At 70.0% G+C, this 22,805-nt stretch carries 21 protein-coding genes; 6 read left to right on the top strand and 15 right to left on the bottom strand.

The genetic code is table 11. The features are described 5' to 3' along the window. Positions 1-115: 115 nt before the first annotated feature. The 3 genes from ACGH48_RS14505 to ACGH48_RS14515 form a co-directional block, all read right to left on the bottom strand. A complete protein-coding gene (locus ACGH48_RS14505) occupies positions 116-868 on the bottom strand; it encodes an ABC transporter permease (RefSeq protein ID WP_123314040.1) in 753 nt (250 codons plus the stop codon). 138 nt (positions 869-1,006) lie between these two features. Beyond that, positions 1,007-1,663, bottom strand: coding sequence for a DedA family protein (locus tag ACGH48_RS14510; RefSeq protein WP_123314105.1), 657 nt, complete (start codon positions 1,661-1,663; stop codon positions 1,007-1,009). 56 nt (positions 1,664-1,719) lie between these two features. Continuing rightward, the gene (locus ACGH48_RS14515; protein ID WP_221180579.1) at positions 1,720-2,514 is read right to left on the bottom strand and encodes a hypothetical protein; all 795 of its coding nucleotides are present in this window, start codon (positions 2,512-2,514) and stop codon (positions 1,720-1,722) included. Between the two features lie 239 nt (positions 2,515-2,753). Here ACGH48_RS14515 and ACGH48_RS14520 point away from each other — a divergent pair, with 239 nt between their 5' ends. Beyond that, a complete protein-coding gene (locus ACGH48_RS14520; RefSeq protein WP_123314041.1) occupies positions 2,754-3,836 on the top strand; it encodes a HAMP domain-containing sensor histidine kinase in 1,083 nt (360 codons plus the stop codon). A gap of 5 nt (positions 3,837-3,841) precedes the next feature. Beyond that, complete coding sequence (locus ACGH48_RS14525) at positions 3,842-4,501, top strand: response regulator transcription factor (RefSeq protein WP_311316891.1); 660 nt, start codon at positions 3,842-3,844, stop codon at positions 4,499-4,501. 94 nt (positions 4,502-4,595) lie between these two features. Here the strand turns inward: ACGH48_RS14525 and ACGH48_RS14530 are convergent, their stop codons facing one another. From ACGH48_RS14530 to ACGH48_RS14540, 3 genes are all read right to left on the bottom strand, one after another. After that, on the bottom strand, positions 4,596-4,769 hold the full coding sequence (locus tag ACGH48_RS14530; RefSeq protein WP_396289081.1) for a hypothetical protein: 174 nt from the start codon (positions 4,767-4,769) through the stop codon (positions 4,596-4,598). A gap of 432 nt (positions 4,770-5,201) precedes the next feature. Next, a complete protein-coding gene (locus tag ACGH48_RS14535; protein ID WP_396289082.1) occupies positions 5,202-5,405 on the bottom strand; it encodes a hypothetical protein in 204 nt (67 codons plus the stop codon). 97 nt (positions 5,406-5,502) lie between these two features. Continuing rightward, entirely contained in the window at positions 5,503-5,907 is a 405-nt protein-coding gene (locus tag ACGH48_RS14540; RefSeq protein WP_396289083.1) for a hypothetical protein, read from the bottom strand. A 433-nt stretch (positions 5,908-6,340) separates the two neighbouring features. Here ACGH48_RS14540 and ACGH48_RS14545 point away from each other — a divergent pair, with 433 nt between their 5' ends. The 4 genes from ACGH48_RS14545 (at position 6,341) to ACGH48_RS14560 (ending at position 10,616) form a co-directional block, all read left to right on the top strand. After that, a complete protein-coding gene (locus tag ACGH48_RS14545; RefSeq protein ID WP_123291944.1) occupies positions 6,341-6,703 on the top strand; it encodes a hypothetical protein in 363 nt (120 codons plus the stop codon). 38 nt (positions 6,704-6,741) lie between these two features. Then, the gene (locus tag ACGH48_RS14550; protein ID WP_396289085.1) at positions 6,742-8,217 is read left to right on the top strand and encodes a cryptochrome/photolyase family protein; all 1,476 of its coding nucleotides are present in this window, start codon (positions 6,742-6,744) and stop codon (positions 8,215-8,217) included. Positions 8,218-8,246: 29 nt separating this feature from the next. Then, positions 8,247-9,566: a GNAT family N-acetyltransferase gene (locus ACGH48_RS14555; RefSeq protein WP_396289087.1), complete on the top strand. Its 1,320-nt coding sequence runs from the start codon at positions 8,247-8,249 to the stop codon at positions 9,564-9,566. A 72-nt stretch (positions 9,567-9,638) separates the two neighbouring features. After that, complete coding sequence (locus ACGH48_RS14560) at positions 9,639-10,616, top strand: squalene cyclase (protein WP_340195784.1); 978 nt, start codon at positions 9,639-9,641, stop codon at positions 10,614-10,616. Position 10,617: 1 nt separating this feature from the next. Here ACGH48_RS14560 and ACGH48_RS14565 read toward each other — a convergent pair whose 3' ends face one another. From ACGH48_RS14565 to ACGH48_RS14605, 9 genes are all read right to left on the bottom strand, one after another. Then, positions 10,618-11,616 (bottom strand): ABC transporter permease, encoded by a 999-nt coding sequence (locus ACGH48_RS14565; protein ID WP_396289088.1) that lies wholly within the window; start codon positions 11,614-11,616, stop codon positions 10,618-10,620. Next, complete coding sequence (locus tag ACGH48_RS14570) at positions 11,613-12,548, bottom strand: ABC transporter permease (RefSeq protein WP_123314051.1); 936 nt, start codon at positions 12,546-12,548, stop codon at positions 11,613-11,615. Before ACGH48_RS14570 ends, ACGH48_RS14565 begins: the two co-directional genes overlap by 4 nt. Beyond that, positions 12,545-14,287, bottom strand: a complete 1,743-nt coding sequence (locus tag ACGH48_RS14575; protein ID WP_396289089.1) for a dipeptide ABC transporter ATP-binding protein — start codon at positions 14,285-14,287, stop codon at positions 12,545-12,547. The genes ACGH48_RS14570 and ACGH48_RS14575 overlap by 4 nt, the downstream gene beginning before the upstream one ends. Then, positions 14,284-15,951, bottom strand: a complete 1,668-nt coding sequence (locus tag ACGH48_RS14580; protein WP_123314053.1) for an ABC transporter substrate-binding protein — start codon at positions 15,949-15,951, stop codon at positions 14,284-14,286. The genes ACGH48_RS14575 and ACGH48_RS14580 overlap by 4 nt, the downstream gene beginning before the upstream one ends. A gap of 217 nt (positions 15,952-16,168) precedes the next feature. Further along, a complete protein-coding gene (locus ACGH48_RS14585; RefSeq protein ID WP_396289090.1) occupies positions 16,169-17,068 on the bottom strand; it encodes a cation-transporting ATPase in 900 nt (299 codons plus the stop codon). A 112-nt stretch (positions 17,069-17,180) separates the two neighbouring features. Further along, positions 17,181-18,455 (bottom strand): FAD-binding protein, encoded by a 1,275-nt coding sequence (locus ACGH48_RS14590; protein WP_396289091.1) that lies wholly within the window; start codon positions 18,453-18,455, stop codon positions 17,181-17,183. Between the two features lie 17 nt (positions 18,456-18,472). Then, positions 18,473-20,038 (bottom strand): L-arabinose isomerase, encoded by a 1,566-nt coding sequence (araA, locus tag ACGH48_RS14595; RefSeq protein WP_340195790.1) that lies wholly within the window; start codon positions 20,036-20,038, stop codon positions 18,473-18,475. Continuing rightward, the gene (locus ACGH48_RS14600) at positions 20,035-20,745 is read right to left on the bottom strand and encodes an L-ribulose-5-phosphate 4-epimerase (protein WP_123314056.1); all 711 of its coding nucleotides are present in this window, start codon (positions 20,743-20,745) and stop codon (positions 20,035-20,037) included. The genes araA and ACGH48_RS14600 overlap by 4 nt, the downstream gene beginning before the upstream one ends. Beyond that, positions 20,742-22,472, bottom strand: coding sequence for a xylulokinase (locus ACGH48_RS14605; RefSeq protein WP_396289092.1), 1,731 nt, complete (start codon positions 22,470-22,472; stop codon positions 20,742-20,744). Before ACGH48_RS14605 ends, ACGH48_RS14600 begins: the two co-directional genes overlap by 4 nt. Positions 22,473-22,805 lie beyond the last annotated feature (333 nt).

A 22,805-nucleotide genomic window follows, 5' to 3' on the forward strand; every position in this document is an offset into this window, starting at 1 on the left:
GAGGCGTCCGCCGTCCCTTCAGATGACGTCACACAGACACAGACGGCTCCGGTAGCTGACGGGCGAGCCCAGAACGTCCCGGACGGTCCTGCACGATCATCGCCAAGGCCGGGCGTCAGCGGATCGCTACGACGTCCGGCCGGGTCTGCACCGGGCCGAGCCAGCGCGTCACGAGGACGGCGGTGATGCTTCCCGTCGCCATGATCGCCGCGAGGACGACGATCTGGAAGCGCCCGGCTTCGAGGGGAGAGACGCCACCGAACACGGCGCCCACGAACGCGCCAGGGAGGGTGACGAGTCCGGTCGTCTTCGTCTGGTCGACTGTCGGTATCAGAGCGGCGCTCACGGCGCGACGTACCAAGTCCGCGGTGGCGCGGCGCGGTGTTGCTCCGAGCGCGAGCCACCCCTCGACCTCGTCCCAGCGATCGTCGACGAGCTCGCGGAAGCGACGGCCGGCTATGGTCGCGATCGACATCGCGTTCCCGATGACGATGCCGCCGACCGCGAGGGCGTAACGGGGTGAGAGCGCGATCGCTCCGCTCCCGAAGACGACGACCGCGCTGACCAGGATTCCGGCTGCCATCGCCCCGGCGACCGGCAGCACCATCGTCCGGAGGTCCCCGAGCCGCCGAGCCGACGTGCAGGACGCGACGAGGAACATCACTCCGAGCGCGAAGCCGATCAGCACCGGCGATCTGATGACACCGGTGAGCACGAGGCTGATGGCCGCGAGCTGCAGGGCGCCGCGCACGATCGCCGCCGCCGGAGCCCACGGCGCTGATGCGCGAGCAGCAAGCAGAACGACCGTCGCCACCGCGACGAGAGCGAGCACACCGAGCAGGGTGCGCACCAGGGCGTCCGCGGTCACGCCTGCTGCTCAATCATCAGGTGCACTGTACGGCCGGCACGGTGTCATCCGTCGAACGCCATGCGTCGCCGACCGCGCTGATGACCCTGGTGATCGGATCCGTGATCTGGTTCGCCAGCGACGGGATGCTGGTCTTGCTCAGCGGTCGCTGCTGATGGGCTGTTTGTTCTGGTTCGTTCGGCTGGTCCGCCGCTTGCGGACCACCCCGATCAGGATGGGCAGGATCGAGACGATGACGATGACGATCATGAGGACGTCGATGTTGTGCGCGACGAACGGGATCCCGCCGAGCAGCACGCCGACCGCGGTGAGTCCGCACGCCCAACCGACCGCACCGACGATGTTCCACAGGATGAACCTCCGGTAGTGCATGTCGGCTGTTCCCGCGGCGAGCGGGACGTAGGTCCGGACCACCGGCACGAACCGGCCGAGTACCAGGGACAGGCCACCCCACCTGGTGAAGAACGCTTCGGCCTCGTCCAGCCGAGCGGTCGTGAGGACCCGTGCACCGTCACGGAAGAGTCGGCGGCCGAAGCGTCGACCGATCCAGTAGCCGACCTGGTCGCCGGCGACGGCAGCGATCGACGCGACGACCGCGACCTGCCATGGTGCGATGCCCAGCGCGGCGCTGGTGATCGCTGCGGTGACCAGGAGCGAATCACCGGGGAGGAACGGGAACAGCACCCCGGATTCGATGAAGATCAGGACCGCGATCCCCGCAAGGACATAGGGGCCGAACGCGTGCAGGACGGATCCGGCGTCGAACAGGTGGACGGCGAGCGGGACGGTGGACATCACTGCCTTTCCGGCTGGGTGCGGGCGAAGGGGTCTCGGTCAGCGGGACCAGGCGATCACGACGAGAGCTGCTCGTGGGCGTCGGTGCGCACGCGTTCGTGGCGGCCGACGGAGATCCATGCGATGAGCGCTGCGATGACGGCGAGGAAGACGATGCTGGTGGTGATGGTCCCGATGCCGAGTCCGCCGTCGTGCGTCGGCTGGGAGAGCAGGTCCCCGGTCGAGGCGCCGAGCGGGCGGGTGAGGATGTACGCGATCCAGAAGCAGGTGACGGCACCGCGACGGCCGATGAACCAGACGGCAGTGACTGTCGCGATCGCTGCCGCGAACAGCAGCAGGGACGGCAGGTAGCCGAGGCCGGTCTGCTCGGCGATGAGGTCACCGGCTGCGGTGCCGAGAGCGAAGGTGAACAGGATCGCCAGCCAGTAAAACGCTTCCCGCCTGGTGGTGTCGATCTTGTGGATCGAGAGCGTGCGCTCGCTCCGGTACCAAACGATGAACACCACGGCGAGAGCGACCGCGAACACGGTCGTGCTCACACCCAGCGGAACACCGAGCCCGTCGGTGAGGTTGTCCGTGATGCAGGTCCCGACAATGCTGATCAGCACGACCGTGACCCAGTACGTGACCGGCCGGTAGGCCCGCGCCCGGAACTGCAACACCAGGAACACGACGAGCACTGCGGCCATCACGGCCGTCGTCAGCGGGAGACCGAACCCGAGGGTGTCGCTGAGCAGATCGGCTGCGGTTTCACCGACGGTCGTGGCGAGGACCTTGATGATCCAGAACGACGGAGTGGGGTCGGGGACCTTGTTGCGCAGTGGGCGGGGCCGGGCGGTCAGCTGGGTCATGGCGTGCTCCTCGTCGTGCCGTGGGCCTCGAGCCCTGGTCGGTGCAACGACGGTATGAAAGGGCCTGCAAGACTTCACCAAGAAATCCGGATGGCCCGATTGGATCCGCTTCCTGGGCGTTTTCTTGCACTGAGTGATGAAACCTGGACCGGTGCTTTTCGTCGGCGGTCCCGATCTCGATCTCGATCTCGATGGAGCGCCAACCGGCCGGACGTCGATAGCAGGAACGGAGAGACCAGATGAGCAGCACACCATGGCATCGACTCATCGATGCCACTGCACGTTGGTCGCTCCGTCGTGCACCGGACCGGGATGCGGATCGACTCGCCTCTCAGCGTTCGGTCATTGGCATCGCCGTCCGCGTCGCGGCAGTGTCAGCCGCGTTGGTCGTCGGCATCATCGCTCTGGTCGTCGCGTACGTGCTCTGGCAACTCACCCCCGGACAGCAACGCGAGCAGCCCGGTCCGTTCGACGTGCACATCACCCTGGACACGCTCGATCTGACGGTCGCGATCATCGGGGTCGGCGGGCTCGCGATCGTCTTCGCGGGAATCGCGTCCTGGTTGATCGCGCGTCGCGCGGTCCGCCCGCTGACTGAGGCGTTGCGCGTGCAGCGGACGTTCGTCGCGGATGCCAGCCATGAACTTCGCACACCGCTCGCTGTCCTCCATGCCCGCGTGCAACGACTCCGCATGCAGACGCCCGTCGACGATCCGCGCCGCGGCATCGTCGACGATGTCACCAGCGACACGCGGATCCTGATCGACATCGTCAACGACCTGCTGGAAGCCGCTGCAGGCACGCCTTCCGAATCGGGTGTCGCGCGCCTCGAGGTGGGACTATCAGGGCTGCGTCGTGACATGAGCGTGCTTGCCGACGAGCGGCAGGTGCGTCTCTACGTGATCGACCACAGCGCCAGCGTGGGCCTGACGCCGACACAGCTGCACCGCTGTCTCGTCGCGCTCACGGACAACGCCATCGGCCACACCCCACCGGGCGGCACCGTCACCGTGACCACGACGCCGGAACACGACCGCGTGTGCGTCCGCGTGCAGGACGACGGCTCCGGCATCTCCGGGATCGAACCGACGCGGGTGTTCGACCGGTTCGCACACGGCACCGGCCACGGCGCGGACTCTTCTGGAACCCGCACAGGGAACGGCATCGGGCTTGCCCTGGTGCGTGAGATCGTGGTCCGCGCCGGCGGTGACGTCACCGTCGAATCCACTGGTGATCACGGCACCGTCTTCGCGCTCCGCATCCCGACGGTTCACGCAGCGACGTCCGTGCCGACCATCACTCGTCGCGCGGGCGGAAGATGATCGCCATGAGACAACGGCTGCTCCTCGTCGAGGACGACCCCAGGCTCGGACCGCTCGTCGCCGAGGTACTCAGCGACGACTGGGATGTCGTCCTCGCGTCCGACGGTGAGCAGGCACTCGTCACGGCAGTGGAACGGTACTTCGACGTCATGGTCGTCGATCGACGGCTCCCCGGCATGGACGGCACCGAGTTCATCAGCGCCATCCGGAGCCGGCGGATCAGTACCCCGGTGCTCATGCTCACCGCACTCGGCGAACTCCACGACCGCGTCTCCGGTCTCGACGCCGGAGCGAACGACTACCTCGTGAAACCGTTCGAGTTCGACGAACTCGCCGCCAGACTCCGGGCGCTCACCCGCGACTACACCGGCACCGGAACCGGCGTGGAGATCGGGGGCTGGACCTTCTACCCCGACGACCACAGCATCCACTCGCCGTACACCGGTCGGGTCCTCCTCACCGAGAAGGAAAGTGCACTGCTGCGGGTCCTCGCTGCGGAACCCGCGCGGGCATTCTCGCGGAAACATTTGCTCTCCGCGGTGTTCGAACACGGTGAGCAGGAGAACACCGTCGACACGTACGTGCACTACATCCGGCGGAAGACCGACCGCGACCTCATCACCACGATCCGCGGCACCGGCTACCAGCTCGGCACGCCAACCTGACCTTCCCCACACCAGCCGCCAGCACGGCGACCTGAGCGTGTCCGCTGACCGATCGGCTACCGGACTCCATTTGGTCGCGCCTTCCACTCGCCGGTCACTCGGGGTGACCGAAGATGGACAGAAGTGTCCAGACAATGCCGATCATTGCCAGCCCGACAGCGAGCACACGGACGAGTCCCGGGGTCATCGCACTCTGCGGACCGCGGCTCCCCTGCTGGGCGTCGACGAAGTACTGCGCGATCGGCGCCGGACGCACGAACGCAGTCACCGCTACCGCAATGATTGCCGGCCCAGCGATGAGTCCGGGAATCCACATGGACTTCACCCAACCAGGTCGACGTGATGGCAGTGAGGCGTAGCTGTTCGGTGGCCGATCGGCTACCGGACTCCATTTGGTCGCGCCTTCCACTCGCCGGTCACTCGGGGTGACCGAAGATGGACAGAAGTGTCCAGACAATGCCGATCATTGCCAGCCCGACAGCGAGCACACGGACGAGTCCCGGGGTCATCGCACTCTGCGGACCGCGGCTCCCCTGCTGGGCGTGGACGAAGTACTGCGCGATCGGCGCCGGACGCACGAACGCAGTGACCGCTACCGCAATGATTGCCGGCCCAGCGATGAGTCCGGGAATCAACATGGACTCCACCCAACCAGGTCGACGTGATGGCAGTAAGGCGTAGCTGTCCGGTGGCCGATCGCCTATCGGTCGCGGTTCGTTCCGCGAAGAGCGGATCGCCACAGTCTGAAGCCGGTGTAGATCAAGAGGGCGCCGAAGATGATGTTCAGAACCGCGAGCAGGAGGTCGAGGTCTGGACGGCTCAAGCGCACGATGGACGTCACGATGAAGATGAGCCCGAACACGATCGCACCTGTGCCCAGTACCTTCGCACTTACGGCGTCCATTCACTGACGCTACTGCTTCCGAGCGCCCGGCGAGCGATCGGTGAGCGAGGCAATAGCCGGCACTCGATGGACACCGCCGGCAGCTAGACCAGACAGCTCAGTTCGGCTGTGCTGCAAAATGGACGACGGTGGCAGCGAGGGCAAAGAGGGCGACGATGGTGAGGATCGCCGCTGCTCCAGACATCCACGCGCGACGACGGGCACGCCGACGGCGTTCAGCGACCGACGCCCAAAGCACTGTGCTGACGACGGCCGCGATCGGGAAGCCGATGTAGGCGACCGATCCGGCGGTGTAGTTGCACCCCCCGTTACCACACGCGTCGAAGGCGAACATCGAGAGCACGACGCCGAACCAACCGACAACGAGCATCGGCAGGCTCAGACCGAACAACGTCAGTGTGGCTGCCAGATCTTTCCAGCCTGCAGGCGCCTGGATTGAGTGCGTGTGGCGGTCAGGGGCCCCGAGCGGGAAGAGCTCGTCATCGATGTCGTCCTGCCTCATGGCTATAAGTCTGCCGTGGAGCACCGCTACGCTGCCTGCCACTTCCAGCCACAGGGCCAGGCATCCCCGACATAGTCGGCGGCGCGAAGGTCGCCAGTCGAGCACCCGCGGTATTTCGCTGGATGCCCAGCACGACCCGCCGACGCCGACCCGACGGCCCGTCTCGATAGCCGGTCGCTCACCGCTGCAGCCTGACCATCGCAACGCGACCGATGGGCTGCCATGTCCGCGCTGATCAGCGAATTCCCGTATGCCTGTCCCGCAAAAATGCCCGATGAAGGTGCCTCAATCGCTACAGATCAAGCCGCTTCTCGAACGGGTCGCATTCGCCCGCCATCTGGCCACCGCCGCATCAGCGCATCGCACCGAACGGTCCGACCGGCACCGAGCGCTCCGACGAGCACCAAGCCCCGACAGAACCTAATCTGGTCGGATGCTCTCCCGACGCGACGCCGCCGTTCGACTCGACATCACCCTCGAGATGGCGACCCACCACGGAATCCCCTCGCGTCTCAGCGAAGCCGAACTCGACGCGATCGAACAGGATCCGCCCGCGTGGCTCGTGCAGTCCCGGGCCAACCGCACGGGTGCCAAGAAGGTCTGGGTCCGCCTCGAGTGCGTCGTCTGCGCGTTCGCCGAAGAAGCGCGGCCGAAGAAGTGGTGGCCCGAGTGGGACTACCTGATGTGCGACTACCACGAGCCGTACCAGGCGCCGGAACCGACCGCGGGGCTCACCCGACGAGAGGTTGAGGGCATCGGTAGCCGGTTCATCGCCCTCGTCGACGAGCGTCCCTGACTGACAAGCCCACCCCGCCCCTTGGGTACGGTCCACCCATGCCCACCGAACGTCGTCGCCTGGTCCTGCCCGGCCAGTACGGTCCTGCGTTCGACGACGGCGGCCCGGCCCTCGTCGTCGAGGCACGCGAGTTCTTCACCGCCCGCCCCGTCCACCGGGCGAAGGCCCACCTCTGGCTGAGCGCCCTGCGCCACCGCGTCCGCGAACTCGGTGACCGTGCCGAGCACGTCCAGGTCGACACCCTCCGCGAAGCACTGACGGGCCGCGACGACCTCGAGGTGATCGACCCGCCGTCCCGCACCCTCCGCGCGCAGGTCCGGCACTGGGGCCGGGACACCGTGATCCTGCCGAGCCGCGGGTTCGTCACCGACGAGGACGAGTTCGCGGAGTGGGCGGCCCAGGGCACGGGTCGGTTCCGCATGGAGGACCACTACGAGCGTGTCCGGCGCCGCGAGGGCTGGTTGCTGCGCGACGGCAAGCCGATCGGCGGGAAGTTCAGCCTCGACGACCAGAACCGCGAGCCGCCGCCGAAGGGTGCGACGACCCTCGGGCTGCCGGAGCCGTGGTGGCCGGACGAGGACGACATCGACGAGCAAGTCCGGCACGACCTGGACCGGTGGGAGCGGGACGGCACCGCCCGGTTCGTCGGCCGCGACGACACCCGTCGGTTCGCGGTGACGGCGGACGAAGCCCAGCGTGCGCTCGACGACTTCGTCGCGGTGCGCCTCGGCGACTTCGGTCCGTTCGAGGACGCCACGTTGACGAACGACTGGACGATGGCGCACTCGCTCCTCAGCGTGCCGATGAACCTCGGGGTGCTCGATCCGCGTCAGGCGATCGACGCCGCCCTCGAAGCGCACCGCACCGAGGCCGCACCGCTCGCCAGCGTCGAGGGCTTCGTCCGTCAGGTCGCCGGCTGGCGCGACTACGTCTGGCACCTCTACTGGTGGTTCGGCGACGACTACGGCGCATCGGAGAACGCCCTCGGCGCGCACGGACGGCTGCCCGGCTGGTGGCAGGACCTCGACGCGTCCGAGGTCGAGGCCGTCTGCGTGCGGACCGCGATCGAGGGCCTGCACGACCACGGCTGGCTGCACCACATCCAGCGCCTCATGGTGCTCGGCAACTGGGCGTTGCAGCGCGGCTACGATCCGGTGCACCTGACGGAGTGGTTCACGGACGTGTTCGTCGACGGCACCGACTGGGTGATGCCCGCGAACATCATCGGCATGTCCCAGCACGCCGACGGCGGAATGGTCGCCACCAAGCCGTACACGTCGGGCGGCCGCTACATCGACCGGATGTCGGACCACTGCGGGGGCTGCCGCTTCGACCCGACGAAGCGGGTCGGCGATGACGCGTGCCCGTTCACGGCCGGGTACTGGGCGTTCCTGTCGCGCGTCGAACCGGCGCTCCGCGACAACCACCGGATGGCCCGTCCGCTGCAGCAGATGCGGTCGCTGGCGGACCTCGACGAGGTCGTCGCGCAGGAGGCTCGTCGCACCACGCCGTGACGTCACCCGGTCCCGATAGGGTCGTGAGCGTGAGCAACGAGGCATTCGACGACCGCTACGAGCTGCGCGAGTTCGCGCCCGGGACGGATGACGAGGGGGCGCCGAACGCCGAGACGGCTGCGTGGATGCAGGCAGTCGGCCTCGGCTTCCACGAAGCCGACCCGGACGCCGAGGGCGCAGCGCGCATGGCGTCCCACTTCATCGCCGACGAAGAGACCTTCCTGGGCGTCTACGTCCGGAACCCCTTCCCCGGTTCCGTCGACGAGACCTGGCCCGCAGGCACCTTCACGTGGTTCCGCAAGGCGCTGAGCTGGGGCGACGGGTCGTCCGTCGACACGCAGGCCATCTCCGCGGTCACGGTCCGGCCAACCGAGCGTCGCCGCGGCATCCTGCGCCGCATGATGACGCACGCGCTCGAGCGCGGTGTCGCCGAGGGCTACGCCGTGGCGTCGCTGACCGCGTCCGAGGGCACGATCTACCGCCGCTTCGGCTTCGGCAGCGCGATCCGCGAGCGCGCGGTGCGCGTGCGTCGCGAACGCGCACTCCCCCTCCTCGCCCCGACGTCGGGCTCGGTGTCCGTCGTCACGCCGCAGTGGCTCGCCGACGGCCCCGGCAAGACGGTCTTCGAGCGCTTCCACACCCGCACGCCCGGCTCGATGGTCCGCAACGCCGGCACCTGGCCGATCGTCTTCGGGCTGCTCGGCAACGACGGCCAGAAGGCGAAGGACGTCCGTGCGGCGGTGCACCGTGCCGACGGCTCCGACGAGGTCGACGGCTACGTCACCTGGCGTGTCAAGGAGGACCGGGGTTCCGACACCGCACTCGAGATCGTCGACCTGGTCTACGCGAACGACCAGGCGTACACGGCGCTGTGGGAGTTCCTGCTGTCGATCGACCTGAACGACGTCGTGAAGTACAACCGCTCGCGGCTCGACGACCCGATCGTCGCGGCCCTCGGCGACAACCGTGCCTACGACGTCGATCACGAAGAGGACCACGTCTGGCTGCGCGTCCTCGACGTGGCCGCGGTGCTCGAGTCGCGGCCGTTCGCCGTCGACGGCTCGCTGACACTCGCGGTCACCGATGCGCTCGGCCACACGACCGGCACGTACCGGCTGGACGTCCAGGAGGCCCGTGGCAGCGTCACGCGCATCGCCGACGACGCCGACGCGGCCGGCTCCGACGTCCAGCTCGACGTGGCAGAGCTCGGTGCGCTGCTCATCGGGTCGGTCTCGCCCGTCACGCTGGCGGCCGCCGGCCTGGTCCGCGCTGCGGATCCTGCGTCGATCGAGCTGCTGCGCGCGATGCTGCTCCCGCCCCGGACCCCGCACGGCATCACCTACTTCTGATCAGCATCACCGGGGCACCCGGTCCGACCGCTCCGCGGCCGGACCGGGCGCCTTCGGCGTAGCCTCCGCGCCATGAGCGACGACGCGGTGGTCGAGTGGCTGCTCGACTCGGACCCGGCGGTCCGGTGGCAGGTCGAACGAGACCTGGTCGGTGCGCCGCCGTCGGTGTGGCAACAGACCCGAGGACGGGTCGCGACCGAGGGCCTCGGGGCCGCGATGCTCGCACGCCAAGCCCCCGACGGGCAGTGGGCCGGCGGCGCGTACTTCCCGGCGGACTTCGACTTCGACGGTCCCGAGGCGGACGAGCCCGGACAGCCCTACACGGCGACGACCTGGTCGCTGAACGCCCTGCGCGACTGGGGGCTCGACGCCGCGGTCCTCGGGGACACGGCCGCACGGCTCGCGGCGAACAGCCGCTGGGAGTACGAGGACCTGCCCTACTGGAGCGGCGAGGTCGACTGCTGCATCAACGCGTTCACCCTGGCGAACGGTGCGTGGCTCGGTGCCGACGTCGGTCAGCTGGCGGCGTGGTTCCTCGATCACCAGCTCGACGACGGCGGGTGGAACTGCGAGTGGATCGAGGGGTCGACCGTGTCGTCGTTCCACTCGACCCTCAACGTCATCGACGGGCTGCTGCAGCACGAGCAGCTGACCCGCGGCACCCACCCCCGCGCGGCAGAGCTCCGTGCGGCTCGACACCGCGGCGCCGAGTACCTGCTCGAGCGTCGACTGCTGTTCCGGAAGCACGACGGCGAACTCGTCGGGCCGTGGGCGACCCGGTTCGCGTACCCGCTGCGGTGGATCTACTCGGCGCTGCGGGTCACCGACCACCTGCGCGCGGCTGCACTGCACGACGGCACCGCACCGGACCCGCGAGCCGCCGAGGCGGTCGAGGTCGTCCGAGCCGCCAGGAACGAGGACGGAACGTGGGCCCAGGGCGCCCGGCCGCCGGGTCGGCAGTGGTTCGAGGTCGACGTCCCCGAGGGCGAGCCGTCGAAGTGGCTCACGCTGTACGGCACCCGCGTGCTGCGCTGGTGGGACGCCGCCTGAGCTACGCCCTGCGCCGCACCCGCGGGTCGACGAACGCGTAGACCACGTCGACGATCACGTTCGCGGTGACGATCAACAGCGCCGAGAACAGCGTGAAGCCGACGACGACCTGCAGGTCGAGCGTGTGCACGGCATCGATCAGCAGCGCGCCCAGGCCCTGCATCGAGAACACCTTCTCGGTGATGACCGCACCGCCGAGCAGCGACCCGAGGTCGAGCCCGAACAGCGTCACCACCGGCAGGATCGCGGTGCGGAGTCCGTGCCGCACGACGACCTGGCGCTCCCGCAGGCCCTTGGCCCGAGCGGTCCGCACGAAGTCCTGCGACATCGACTCGAGCATCTCGCCACGGGTCAGTCGGGCGTAGATCGCGGCGCTGATGAACGCGAGCACGCACCACGGCAGGATCAGGTGCGTGAACCAGCCGACGGGGTCGTCGGCGAACGCGACGTACCCGCTCGTCGGCAGGATCCCGAGCACGAACCCGAACAGCAGGATGCCGAGCAGCCCGATCAGGTACGCGGGCGAGGAGACCCCGGCGACGGCGACGGTCATCACGGCCCGGTCGACGAAGGTGCCACGGCGGAGCGCCGAGACCGTGCCACCGAACACCCCGGCGACGAGCCAGAGCACGGCGGCACCGACGGCGATCGACGCGGTGACGGGCAGGCGGGACAGGATCAGTTCGGTGACGCTCTCGTGCAGCTGGAACGAGTACCCGAAGCACGGTGCGGCGCAGGTGATCACGGACGCGCCGGTGCCGAACGTGCGGCCGGTGAAGATCCCCGCCAGGTACGCGCCGAACTGCGCCAGCCAGGGCTTGTCCGTCCCCAGGAACGCCTGGACCTCGCGCAGCCGGTCCGGCGTGCAGGGCTTGTCGCAGATCGCGCGCGCGGGGTTCGTCGGCAGCAGCATGAACAGCGCGTAGGTGATCGCCGCGACGACGAGCAGCACGACGGCAGCACCGAGGATGCGGATCGCGATGAAGCGGAAGGTGCTCATCGGCGTGCTCCCCTCGGGTCGAGTGCGTCCCGCAGGGCGTCGCCGAGCACGTTGAACGCGAGGGTGATGAGGAACAGGGCCACTCCGGGGAACACGAGGTACATGGGGTCGGTCTGCACCCAACCGACGGCGTCGCCGATGCTGCGGCCCCACGACGGCGTCGGCGGGGTCACACCGACGGCCAGGAACGACAGGGCGGCCTCGGCGCCGATCATCGACGGGATCGAGATCGTCGCGTAGACGGTGATCGTCGCCGCCAGGTTCGGCAGCAGCTGCGTGCGGATGACGTGCCACCGGCCGGCGCCCATCGCCGTGGAGGCGACGACGTAGTTCCGGCTCACGAGTGACAGCGTCTGACCGCGGACCACTCGGGCCACGGACGGCCAGCCGAAGAAGCCGATGACGAGCACGACCAGGACGGGCTTCGGGAACGACGTCGGCACGATCGCGGTCAGGGCGATCATGAAGACGAGCGAGGGGAAGCCGAAGATGACGTCGACCACGCGGGAGAGCACACGGTCGTACCAGCCGCCGAAGAAGCCGGTGGTGACGCCGACGAGCACGCCGATCACGATCGACACCAGGGTCGCGGCGAGCCCGATGCCGAGCGACGTCCGGGCGCCGTAGGTCACGATCGCGAACAGGTCGCGTCCGGTCAGCGGCTCGACGCCGAACCAGTGCTCGCCGCTGATCCCGCCGCCGAAGCCCTTGGGCGCGCCGAACGAGTTGAGCGCATCGATGTCGTACCCGTACGGGTCCTGCCCGGTGACGGCACTGATGAGCGGCGCCGCGACGGCGACCACGAGGAACACCACGATGACGACGGCCGACGTCACGGCCCAGCGGTCTTGCCGGACCCGGCGCACCACGGCGCGGAAGCCGGTCGCGCGTCCGGACGACGCCACGGGGCGCTCGACGACGTTGGCGGTCACGAGGCCACTCCTTCCCAGGCGCGCCACGCTTCGCGGCGCGCCGCCTGTCGCACGGGATCGGCGACGGGCGCCGCTGCGAGCAGCATGCGCGTGTAGTCCTGCTGCGGGTCGTCGAGGACGGCGTCCGTGGTCCCCCGCTCGACCACGCGACCGTCGTGCAGGACGACGACCTCGTCGGCGAGCTGTCGGACGACGGCCAGGTCGTGGCTGATGAGGAGCATGCCGAACCCGAACTCGTCCTGCAGCTGCGCGAGCAGGTCGAGCACGGCCGCCTGCACGGTCACGTCGAGAGCCGAGGTGGGCTCGTCGGCGATGACGAGCGCCGGACGGAGCGCCAGTGCCCGCGCGACGGCGACCCGCTGGCGCTGTCCACCGGAGAGCTGGTGCGGGAACCGCTCGGCCCACGAGGGGTCGAGCTGCACGGCGGTCAGCAGGTCACGGACGCGTTCCGCACGGTCGGCAGCCGAGGCCGTCCCGTGCACGAGGAGCGGTTCGGCGATGCTCCAGCCGATGGTCTGCCGCGGGTTGAGCGACGACGCCGGGTCCTGGAAGACGATGCCGACGCGGCTGCGGAGCTCGCGGAGCCGTCGGCCCTTGGCGGTCCGCAGGTCGCTGCCGTCGACCTCGACCGAGCCGGCGACGACGGGCACCAGCCCCGCCAGGGCGCGTCCGATGGTCGACTTGCCCGACCCGGACTCCCCCACCAGGCCGACGGTCTCGCCGGCCCGCAGGTCCAGTTCGATGCCCGAGACGGTCGGTTCGCCGCGGCGCGAGTACCGCACGGCGACGTCGCGCAGGCGCGCGACGAGCGGAGGGGAGGCGTGGCTCGCCTCGGCGAGACTCGCTTCCGCCGGTCCGAGACTCGCGTCTGACGACACGGCTCGGGTCCCGGGGGCCGCGTCCTGTCGTCCAGGCCGAGTCTCGGGGTCCGCAGCCGGCGTGGCGGGCGCGGGACGGGCCTCCAGGGACGGCACGGCGGCGAGGAGCTCGCGCGTGTATTCGGCGGACGGGTGCGCGAAGACCTCGGCAACCGTCCCGTGCTCGACGGGGTCGCCGCGCCGCATCACCAGGAGTTCGTCCGCGACGTCCGCCACCACGCCCATGTCGTGCGTGATGAGGAGGACGGCGAGGGAGCGCTCGCGACCGAGCCGGCGGAGCAGGTCGAGGATCCCGGCCTGCACCGTGACGTCCAGCGCGGTCGTCGGCTCGTCGGCGATCAGTGCGACCGGGTCCCCGGCCAGGGCCATCGCGATCATCGCGCGCTGCAGCTGTCCGCCGGACAGTTCGTGCGGGTACGCCTTGCGGATCCGCTCGGGGTCGGTGAGGCCCGCGGCACGCAGCAGCTCGTCGATGCGCGCGGACACCGCCGCACGGTCGAGGTCCGTCGGGTGCGCCCGGATCGCCTCGGCGACCTGCGTGCCGATGGACAGCACCGGCGTGAACGAGTTCATCGGTTCCTGGAACACGACGCCGATGCCGGCGCCGCGAACGGCACGGAGCGTGTCGTCGGAAGCGCCGACGAGTTCCTCTCCGCGGAACCGGACGCTGCCGGAGACCCGTGCTTCGGGCGGCAGCAGACCGAGCACGCTCATGGCGCTGACGGACTTGCCGGAGCCGGACTCGCCCACGAGCGCGAGCACGCGTCCGGGGGTCAGGGTGAAGGAGACGTCACGGACGACGGGCTCCGCGTCGCCGAACGCGACGCGGAGCCCCTCGACCTCGAGCAGCGGCGAACTCACTTCGCGAGCGAGACCTTGAGGTAGTTCGGGTACGCCGGGAAGTCCGCGATCTGGAAGTTCTGCACGTTCGAACCGGCCAGGAACGACTGCTTCGCGTAGATCAGCGGCACCGACGGGGAGTCGGCCATGATCTTCTGGTCGGCCTCGGCCCAAAGCTTCTGCGCGTCCTGCTGGTCGACCGTCGCGCTGGCCTTCTTGATCAGCGCGTCGACCTCGGGGTTGCTGTACTTCGACACGTTGTAGCCGCCGCCACCGATCTGCGACGAGTCGTACAGCGGCTGCAGGTTGGCGTTCGCGCTCGGGAAGTCCGGCTGCCAGCTCGAGAGCGACAGGTCGAAGTCCGTCCCGTTCGTGGTGGCCTGGGTGAAGGAGTCGTAGTCGAGCGGCTTCAGCGTCACCGTGATGCCGGCACGCTTCAGGCCGGACTGCAGCGCCTGCGCCTGTGCGAGGTAGGTCGGGTCGTTCTGCGTCACCAGGGTGAGCTTGAGGTTGCTGACACCGGCGTCCTTCAGCAGCGACTTCGCCTTGTCGACGTCGCCCGTGGCGCCCGTCTTGTACAGGTCGTAGTCCTCGCGCCCGGCGATACCCGGGGTGATCAGCGTGGACGCGTACGACCCGGCGATCGCGCCACCGGCCGCGATCCGGAACGACTTCTTGTCGACGGCGTACTGCAGCGCCTGGCGGACCTTGAGGTCCTTCAGCGCGCCCTTCTGGGTGTTGATCGCCATGTACGAGATCGGACCGGCCTTGGACGTGGCGAGGCGGTCCTGCGCCGCGGGGTTGCTGCGCACCTGGTTCAGCTCGGCCGCGCCGAGGTAGATGGCGCCGAAGGAGTCCTTCGCGTCGCCGTTGTCGGCGATGAGCGTCTGCGTGATCGTGGAGGCGTCCTGGCTCTCCTTGAACACGATCTTCGAGGGGCCGGCGGTGCGGACCTCGTCGGTCTTGGCGCTCCAGGCCTTGTTGCGCACGAGGGTGACCTGCGTGCCCTGCGTGTTCGACTGCACCTGGTAGGGGCCGGACGCGACCGGCTTCAGGTCGTAGGCGCCGGTGTCCTTGCCGTCGCCCTCGGGGACCGGCGTGAACGCGGGCATCGAGGCGAGCCACGGCCAGTCGCCGTAGGCGTCGTTCAGCTTGAAGACGATGGTCTTGTCGTCCGGGGTCTCGATGCTGTCGAGGGACTTGCCGTCGAACGGGCCCTTGTAGCTGTCACCGCCGACCAGGAGCGACTTGTGGTAGCTCAGGCCGCCGGAGAGCGTGGGGGCGAACGAGCGCTCGATCCCCCACTTGATGTCCTTCGTCGTGATGGGCGTTCCGTCCTGGAACTCGAGCCCGTCCTTGAGCGTGTAGGTCCACGTCTTGCCACCGTCGCTGGACTTCCCGGTGTCCGTCGCCAGGTCCGGGACGACCTTGGCGGTCTTGCCCGGCTCGACGTCCCACGTGGTCAGACGCCGTGCGACGAGGCCGAGGGACGTGATGCCCAGGCTCTGGCTCGTCGCCGGGTCGAGGTGGAACGAGGTCTGCGGCGTGAGGATGTTGAGCGTGCCGCCCTTTGCCGTGCCGCTCGTCGCGTCGTCCGAGGAGCTGCCACCCGAGCAGCCGGTCAGGACCAGGGCTGCTGCTGCGGCGACGGCCGCGGTGATCGTCAGGCGGTTCGGGCGTCTCATGACGGTGGGGCTCCTCGTGGGAAGGGTGGTGGCGACCGTGCGACAGTCGCTGCGGTTCCGCGGATCGGGTCACCGGGCGGCGTCCATCCTGACACCGCTGCGGTCACCCGTCCGAATTCCACGTGCGAAGGACGTCGCACGACGAAACAATCCAAGTCCCGTGTGACGTCCGACTATTCCCGATGGATCTGCACCGAGTCCACCCCGAGGGCGAGGGTCAGCGGTCGAACAAGCCCCCGAGGAAGTCGTTGCCGAGGTTCGACGCCTGCTCGCCGAGGCCGGATGCCTGCTCGCCGAGGCCCCCGAGGAGCTGCTCGCCTTCGCCCGCGATCCCCTCGAAGCCACCGCCGAGGTCGGCTCCGAGGTCTCCGAGCCCGAGGTCGCCGATGCCCGAGGCGATGCCGTCGAAGTCGACGCCGAGGTTCGCGGCCTCCGCCAGCACGGGGCCGGCGGCGGCGCTCAGCACCGCTCCCCCGGCGACGGCGACGCCGAGGCCGCCGAGCGCCATCGCACCGGCGCCAACAGCGGCACCACCGGCGAAGGCACCACCACGACCGCGGCCACTGCCGTTGTTCGAGCCCCCGAGGACGCGTCGGATCAGACCCGGACGTCGGACCTCACCGCGCGTCATCGCGCGCGCCATGCCGCCTGCCGAGTCGTCGCGCAGGTGCTCGTGCGGCGGCAGTTCGGAGTTCAGGCGGTTGCGCACCTGCTGCCGCTGCGCCGGGGTGAGCCGGGCGAACGCGTCGTGGTGGACCTGCTCGAGCTGGTCCGGCGACGAGGTGCGGAGCAGGTAGTCGTACTTCGCGAGTGCGACCTTGTCGGAGTCGGCCGGGCCGTGCTGCTGCGGCTGGCCGTACTGCGGCTGCGGTGCCTGCCCGTACTGCTGCTGTCCGTACTGCTGCGGCTGTCCGTACTGCTGCTGCGGCCGCTGCTGCTGCTGGCTCCGGTCGTCGCCCGTCAGCCGGTCCGCTGCACCGCGGACGACGTCACGCCAGTCGGTCCCGCCACCGCGCTGCGCTCCGTTGCCGGGCGCACCGTCCCCCTGCCCACGCTTCTGGAGCTGCTTGTCGATGACCTTCGAGGCCATGCCGAGGATGCGGTTGAAGTTCGCCATGCCTCGACCTTTGTGGATGCACATGTGCGCTCCCAGCGACGAACCGGCGGGTCGCCCGCACATCCGGTGGGCATCCCCTGTGAGCTGCGCACGAAGCGAGCGGCACGCCCCGTCAGGACAGGACGCGCGCCAGGTACGCGTTGCGGAACCGCCCCGTGGGGTCGACGTCCCGGGCGACCGCGGCGAAGTCCGACAGCCGCAGGTACGCCTCGTGCAGACGCTCGACGCTCACGCCGGACACCTTCCCCCAGTGCGGCCGTGGGTCGAAGGGCGTGAGCGCCTCCTCGATCCGCGACACCGCGGCCGCCACGGCAGCGGCGTCCCGGCGGAACGTGAAGTGGATGCCGACCGACTGCCGACCGGACGACGGCGCGAGCCACGCGGTGTCGGGCGCGATCGTGCGGATCTCGGCGGCGATGAGGATCGGCGCGAACACCGGTTCGAGCGGACGGAGCGCCTCGAGCGCCGCAACGGCCGAGGCCGCGGGGATCAGGTACTCGGCCTGGATCTCGGCGCCCGTCGACGGGGTGAACGTGGACCGGAAGTGCGGCAGCCGCTCGGCCCACGGCCCGGGGACGCCGCCCTGCTCGGTGACGCCGGCCGGGTCGTTCTCCCCCGGGTGCACGGGGCCGGTGGCGGGCCGCGCGCCGAGGGCGACGAGGTCGACGGTCGGTGCGGGTTCGTCGGTGCGGTGCTTCACCCAGACCTGCCGGGCGCCGCGGTCGTCGAACGACGTGAACATCGACACCGAGTACGCGTCGGACATCACCTGGTCGAACTGCGCGGCGACGGCGTCCCACGGCAGGTCGAGGTGCACCGTCGTGGCGACCTCGAAGGTCGGCTCGATCGCGAGCTCCACGGCGGTGACGACGCCGAGCGCGCCGATGGCCACCCGGTGGGCGTCGAGGGCGCCGTCCGGCGAGGACGCATCGACATGCGCGAGCTCGCCGGAGGCGCGCACCACGTCGAGTCCGACCACCGCCTGCGCGAGCGACGGGTTGCGGACGCCGGAGCCGTGCGTGCCCGTTGCTACGGCCCCGGCCGTTGAGATGTGCGGCAGGGACGCGAGGTTCCCGAGTGCCCAGCCACGGGCCTCCAGACCGGCCGCGACCTGACTGTGCGTCATGCCGGCGGCGACGCGGACCACGCGCCGCGACGTGTCGATGTCGAGCACCGGCGGCAGGTCCTGCAGCGACACCTGCACGGCGTCGGTGTCTGCGATGGTGTTGAACGAGTGTCGCGAGCCGAGCGCCGTCAGGCGCGGCGTCGACGCGACGAGCCGCTGGAGCTCGTCCGTCGACGTCGGGCGCGCCAGCGCCGAGGCGCGGTAGGTGACGTTGCCCGCCCAGTTCGTCCGCGTGCGCTCGGCCGCGATCACGTCGTCCATCGTGGGGTCCTGACTCCTCAGAAGCCGCGGTCGAGACGGTGCCACGTCTGCTGGAGACGCAACTCGTCGCGGAACCCGCGGGCGGTGGTGTGCTCGTCGATGACCAGGAACTCGGTGCCGACCATGGTGGCGAGGTCCTCGACGACCTGCAGACCGACGGCCGTCGTCATGACGGTGTGGTGGGCGGCGCCGGCGGTGAGCCAGGCCTCGGCGGCGACGGGGAACGACGGGCGCGGCTCCCAGACGGCACGGCCGACCGGCAACTTCGGCAACGCCGAAGTCGGGGGCACCACGTCGACGACGTTCGCGGTCAGGCGGAAGCCGTCGCGGGTGTCGGAGAGCGCCACGACGACGGCCTCGCCGGAGTCGGCGGTGAAGACCAGGCGCACCGGGTCGTCCTTGCCGCCGATGCCGAGCGGGTGGATCTCGAGCGTCGGCTTCGTGGTGGTGAGCGTCGGGGAGACCTCGAGCATGTGGGCGCCGAGGATCTTCTCGGCACCCGGGGTGAGGTCGTAGGTGTAGTCCTCCATCAGGCTCGCACCGCCGGGCAGGCCGGCACCGGCGACGTTCATCGCGCGGACCAGGACGGCCGTCTTCCAGTCACCCTCGGCGCCGAAACCGTAGCCGTCGGCCATCAGGCGCTGCACGGCGAGGCCGGGGAGCTGCTTGAGCGTGCCGAGGTCCTCGAAGTTCGTGGTGAAGGCGGCGGACCCGTTCTGCTGCAGGAGCGTGCGGAGGCCGATCTCGATCGCCGCGCCGTCGCGGAGCGCGGCGTGCCGTTCGCCGCCGTCGCTGCGGAGTGACGGGTCGACGTCGTAGGCCGCTTCGTACTGCGCCACGAGCGCGTCAACCGCTGCCGTGTCCGCTGCAGCAGCGTCCACCGCTGCCGCGAGCTCGTTGACGGCCCAGGTGTTCACCTGCACGCCGAGCTCGATCTCCGCCTCGGTCTTGTCGCCCTCGGTGACGGCGACGTAGCGCATGTTGTCGCCGAAGCGGGTCAGCTTCAGCTCGCGGACGGCTGCAGCACCGGCTGCGGCACGGGTCCAGTTCGACACACGCTGCTGCACGCGCGGGTCCGAGACGTGCCCGACGGCGGTGGCGTGCCGGACGCCGAGGCGCGCCAGGGCGTAGCCGAACTCACGGTCGCCGTGCGCGGCCTGGTTGAGGTTCATGAAGTCGAAGTCGATGTCCGCCCAGGGCAGCGTGACGTTCGCCTGCGTGTGCAGGTGCAGCAACGGCTTCGTCAGCGCCTGCAGGCCGCCGATCCACATCTTCGCGGGACTGAACGTGTGCATCCACGTGGTGACGCCGATGACCTTGTCGTCGGCGCTCGCCTCGATGAGCGCCCGACGGATGCCGTCGGCGTCCTTCAGGACGGGCTTCCAGACGAGCTTCACCGGCACGTGCTGCGCCAGCTCCGCGTGCACGGCACGGGACTGCGACTCCACCTGGCGCAGGGTCTCCTCGCCGTACAGCCCCTGGGAGCCGGTGAGGAACCAGACCTCGTAGCCGTCGAGCGTGGCCTGGGGGTCGACGGTGGTGTCCTGCGTCGTGGTGTCGTGCGTCGTGGTGTCCTGCGTCATCGCATGGCTCCTTCGGGGTTCTGTCCGTAGACGTTCTGGTAGCGATCGAAGAGTCGATCGATGTCTGCTTCGGCGATCGGGACGACGTCTCCGCCCTGCTTCGCGATGTGCACCGTCCGGGCGACGTCCTCGCACATCACGGCCGCCTTGACGGCGTCCTTCGCGTCCTTGCCGATGGTGAAGACGCCGTGGTTCTGCATCAGGACCGCGCGGCTCCGGTGTCCGCTGAGGGTCTCCACGATGCCGTGGCCGATCGAGTCGTCGCCGATGATCGCGAACGGGCCGACGGGGATCGGGCCGCCGAACTCGTCGGCCATCGCGGTGATCACGCACGGGATGGGTTCCGCTCGTGCGGCCCACGCCGTCGCGTACGTCGAGTGGGTGTGCACGACGCCGCCGACCTCGGGCATGTTCCGGTACACGTGGGCGTGCGCGGCGGTGTCGGAGGACGGGCCGTGCTCGTTGCCCCACCCGTCGGCCGGCTGGCCGTCGAGGGTGCAGACGACCTGGTTCTCCGGGGTCAGGTCGTCGCTCGAGACGCCGCTCGGCTTGATGACGAAGAGGTCGGTGCCGGGCACGCGCTCGGAGACGTTGCCGCCGGTCCAGATCACCAGGCCGTAGCGGACGAGTTCGCCGTGCAGGCGGGCGACGCGCTCGCGGGTGGCCGCGACGGCCCGCTGGGTGTCCTGGTCGGTTGCGCTGGTCATCTGGTCACTTCCTGCTCTGCCGGGAGGCGCGGCTCGGCTCCCGCCGTCCCCTCGCCCCGGGTCGTGGTCGCGCCGGCGCCGGGGGCGGCTGCCGCACCGGTTCCGGTCGCGTCTGGTCGGGTCGCCGCTGCCGCCACGGCCTGGACGGGCAGGGCAGCGCGGTACCGGCCGAGGTACGTCTGGAAGCCCTCGACGTCGCGCGGCTCAGGCTCGGCCACGTGCACGGCGTCCCCGCCGAACACGGTGTCCGACAGGTAGTCGGCGAGCTGCTGGTCGGTGTGCTCGAGGTAGGCGGCCAGGACGGCGATGCCCCACGCCCCGCCCTCGCCCGCGGTCTCCTCGAGGGCGATCGGCACCCGCAGTGCGGCGGCGAGCAGTCGCTGCGGGGCACCGGGCGTGCGGAAGAGCCCACCGTGCGCGGTCATCCGGTCGACCTGCACCTGTTCGCCGTGCAGCACGTCCATGCCGATCGCCAGGGTGGCGAACGCGCCGTGCACCTCGGAGCGGACCAGGTTGCCCAGGGTGAAGCGGGCGTCGGGGGTGCGGAGCAGCAGGGGCCGGCCGTCCTCGACGTGGGTGACGGGTTCGCCGGCCAGGTAGTTGAAGGAGAGCAGGCCGCCGGCGTCGGGGTCGGCCTGTTCGGCTTCGTCCAGGAGGACCCGGAACACGTCATCCGTCGGCATCGGACTGCCCGATGCCTCGGCGAAGCGTCCGAACACCCGCGCCCAGCTGGCGATCTCGCTCGCGCCGTTGTTGCAGTGCACCATCGCGACGGCGTCGCCGGACGGGGTGGTCACGACGTCGAGCTCCTCGTGCGGGGTGCTGAGCGGGTGCTCGAGGACCACCATCGCGAAGATGCTCGTGCCGACGCTGACGTTGCCGGTGCGGGGGGCGACGGCGTTCGTCGCGACCATGCCGGTGCCGGCATCGCCCTCGGGCGGGCACAGGGGTGCGCCGGGGCTGAGCGAGCCGGTGGGATCGAGCCACGCGGCGCCCTCGGGGGTGAGGGCTCCGGCCTCCTCGCCCGCGACGAGCACCTCGGGCAGGACCGCACGGAGGTCGAGGACGTGCTCGCCGAGCAGTTCCTGCGTCGTGGCGAGCATGTGCCCGTCCCAGTCGCGGGTGCCGGGCTCGCCCGGGCCGCTGTCGACGGGGCCGCTCTCGATCGGGAAGACACCGGAGGCGTCCCCGACCCCGAGCACGTTCCGACCGGTGAGTCGTCGGTGGACGTAGCCCGCGAGGGTCGTGATGCCCGCGACCTCGGCCACGTGCGGCTCGTCGTCGAGCACCGCCTGGTACAGGTGCGCGATCGACCAGCGGAGCGGGACGTTGAAGGACAGGGCCTCGCTGAGCCGTTCGGCTGCGGGTCCGGTCGAGGTGTTGCGCCAGGTCCGGAACGGCACGAGCAGCTCGCCCGCGGCGTCGAACGCCAGGTAGCCGTGCATCATCGCGCTCACACCGACGGCGCGGAAGGTGGTCGGACGCACGCCGAACTGCGCTTCGACGTCGGCGACGAGCGCGGCGTACGCGGCCCGGAGGCCGGTCTCGACGGCGTCGAGCGAGTAGGTCCAGCGGCCTTCGACGAACTCGTTCTCCCATTCGTGGGACCCGGCGGCGATGGGCACGAGGTCTTCGTCCACCAGACACGCCTTGATGCGGGTGGAGCCGAGCTCGATCCCGAGTGTCGTGCGGCCGTTCGCGACCTGCTGGGTGGGGTCGTCGCCCATGCGTTCCTCCAGAACTCCGTCGTCCTCCGTGAGCGCTCACATCCTGGCACGTGAGCGCTCACTCTCGCAATGCCCGGGCGCGCCGCCCGGCTCACGCCCGCCGAGGTCCCACAACACGCCGCCCGGTGAACCCATCCGCGGAGAAGACTCGCCCGACCCCCTCCCGCCGAGGTTCCACAACACGCCGCCCGCGCACCGCCCAGGTTCCACCGACGACTCGGATCCGCGCCCAAGTGCCGAAATCTCGGAACCCCGGGCGCCGAGCGGCAACCCCGGGCGGCGGCCTTGGGTGCGGCCCGTCGAACTCCTCCGCGCCGAAGACGCGCCCGCCCC

The sequence above is a fragment of the Curtobacterium pomorum genome, assembly GCF_044497295.1.
Lineage (GTDB): Bacteria > Actinomycetota > Actinomycetes > Actinomycetales > Microbacteriaceae > Curtobacterium.

Excerpts from the sequence above, each read along its gene's own strand:
- ACGH48_RS14535 (WP_396289082.1), bottom strand. The coding sequence starts at position 5,405 with ATGGACGCCGTAAGTGCGAAGGTACTGGGCACAGGTGCGATCGTGTTC.
- araA (WP_340195790.1), bottom strand. The coding sequence starts at position 20,038 with ATGACGCAGGACACCACGACGCACGACACCACGACGCAGGACACCACC.
- ACGH48_RS14590 (WP_396289091.1), bottom strand. The coding sequence starts at position 18,455 with ATGGACGACGTGATCGCGGCCGAGCGCACGCGGACGAACTGGGCGGGC.
- ACGH48_RS14515 (WP_221180579.1), bottom strand. The coding sequence starts at position 2,514 with ATGACCCAGCTGACCGCCCGGCCCCGCCCACTGCGCAACAAGGTCCCC.
- ACGH48_RS14525 (WP_311316891.1), top strand. The coding sequence starts at position 3,842 with ATGAGACAACGGCTGCTCCTCGTCGAGGACGACCCCAGGCTCGGACCG.
- ACGH48_RS14605 (WP_396289092.1), bottom strand. The coding sequence starts at position 22,472 with ATGGGCGACGACCCCACCCAGCAGGTCGCGAACGGCCGCACGACACTC.
- ACGH48_RS14545 (WP_123291944.1), top strand. The coding sequence starts at position 6,341 with ATGCTCTCCCGACGCGACGCCGCCGTTCGACTCGACATCACCCTCGAG.
- ACGH48_RS14550 (WP_396289085.1), top strand. The coding sequence starts at position 6,742 with ATGCCCACCGAACGTCGTCGCCTGGTCCTGCCCGGCCAGTACGGTCCT.
- ACGH48_RS14580 (WP_123314053.1), bottom strand. The coding sequence starts at position 15,951 with ATGAGACGCCCGAACCGCCTGACGATCACCGCGGCCGTCGCCGCAGCA.
- ACGH48_RS14600 (WP_123314056.1), bottom strand. The coding sequence starts at position 20,745 with ATGACCAGCGCAACCGACCAGGACACCCAGCGGGCCGTCGCGGCCACC.
- ACGH48_RS14560 (WP_340195784.1), top strand. The coding sequence starts at position 9,639 with ATGAGCGACGACGCGGTGGTCGAGTGGCTGCTCGACTCGGACCCGGCG.
- ACGH48_RS14520 (WP_123314041.1), top strand. The coding sequence starts at position 2,754 with ATGAGCAGCACACCATGGCATCGACTCATCGATGCCACTGCACGTTGG.
- ACGH48_RS14585 (WP_396289090.1), bottom strand. The coding sequence starts at position 17,068 with ATGGCGAACTTCAACCGCATCCTCGGCATGGCCTCGAAGGTCATCGAC.
- ACGH48_RS14540 (WP_396289083.1), bottom strand. The coding sequence starts at position 5,907 with ATGAGGCAGGACGACATCGATGACGAGCTCTTCCCGCTCGGGGCCCCT.
- ACGH48_RS14565 (WP_396289088.1), bottom strand. The coding sequence starts at position 11,616 with ATGAGCACCTTCCGCTTCATCGCGATCCGCATCCTCGGTGCTGCCGTC.
- ACGH48_RS14510 (WP_123314105.1), bottom strand. The coding sequence starts at position 1,663 with ATGTCCACCGTCCCGCTCGCCGTCCACCTGTTCGACGCCGGATCCGTC.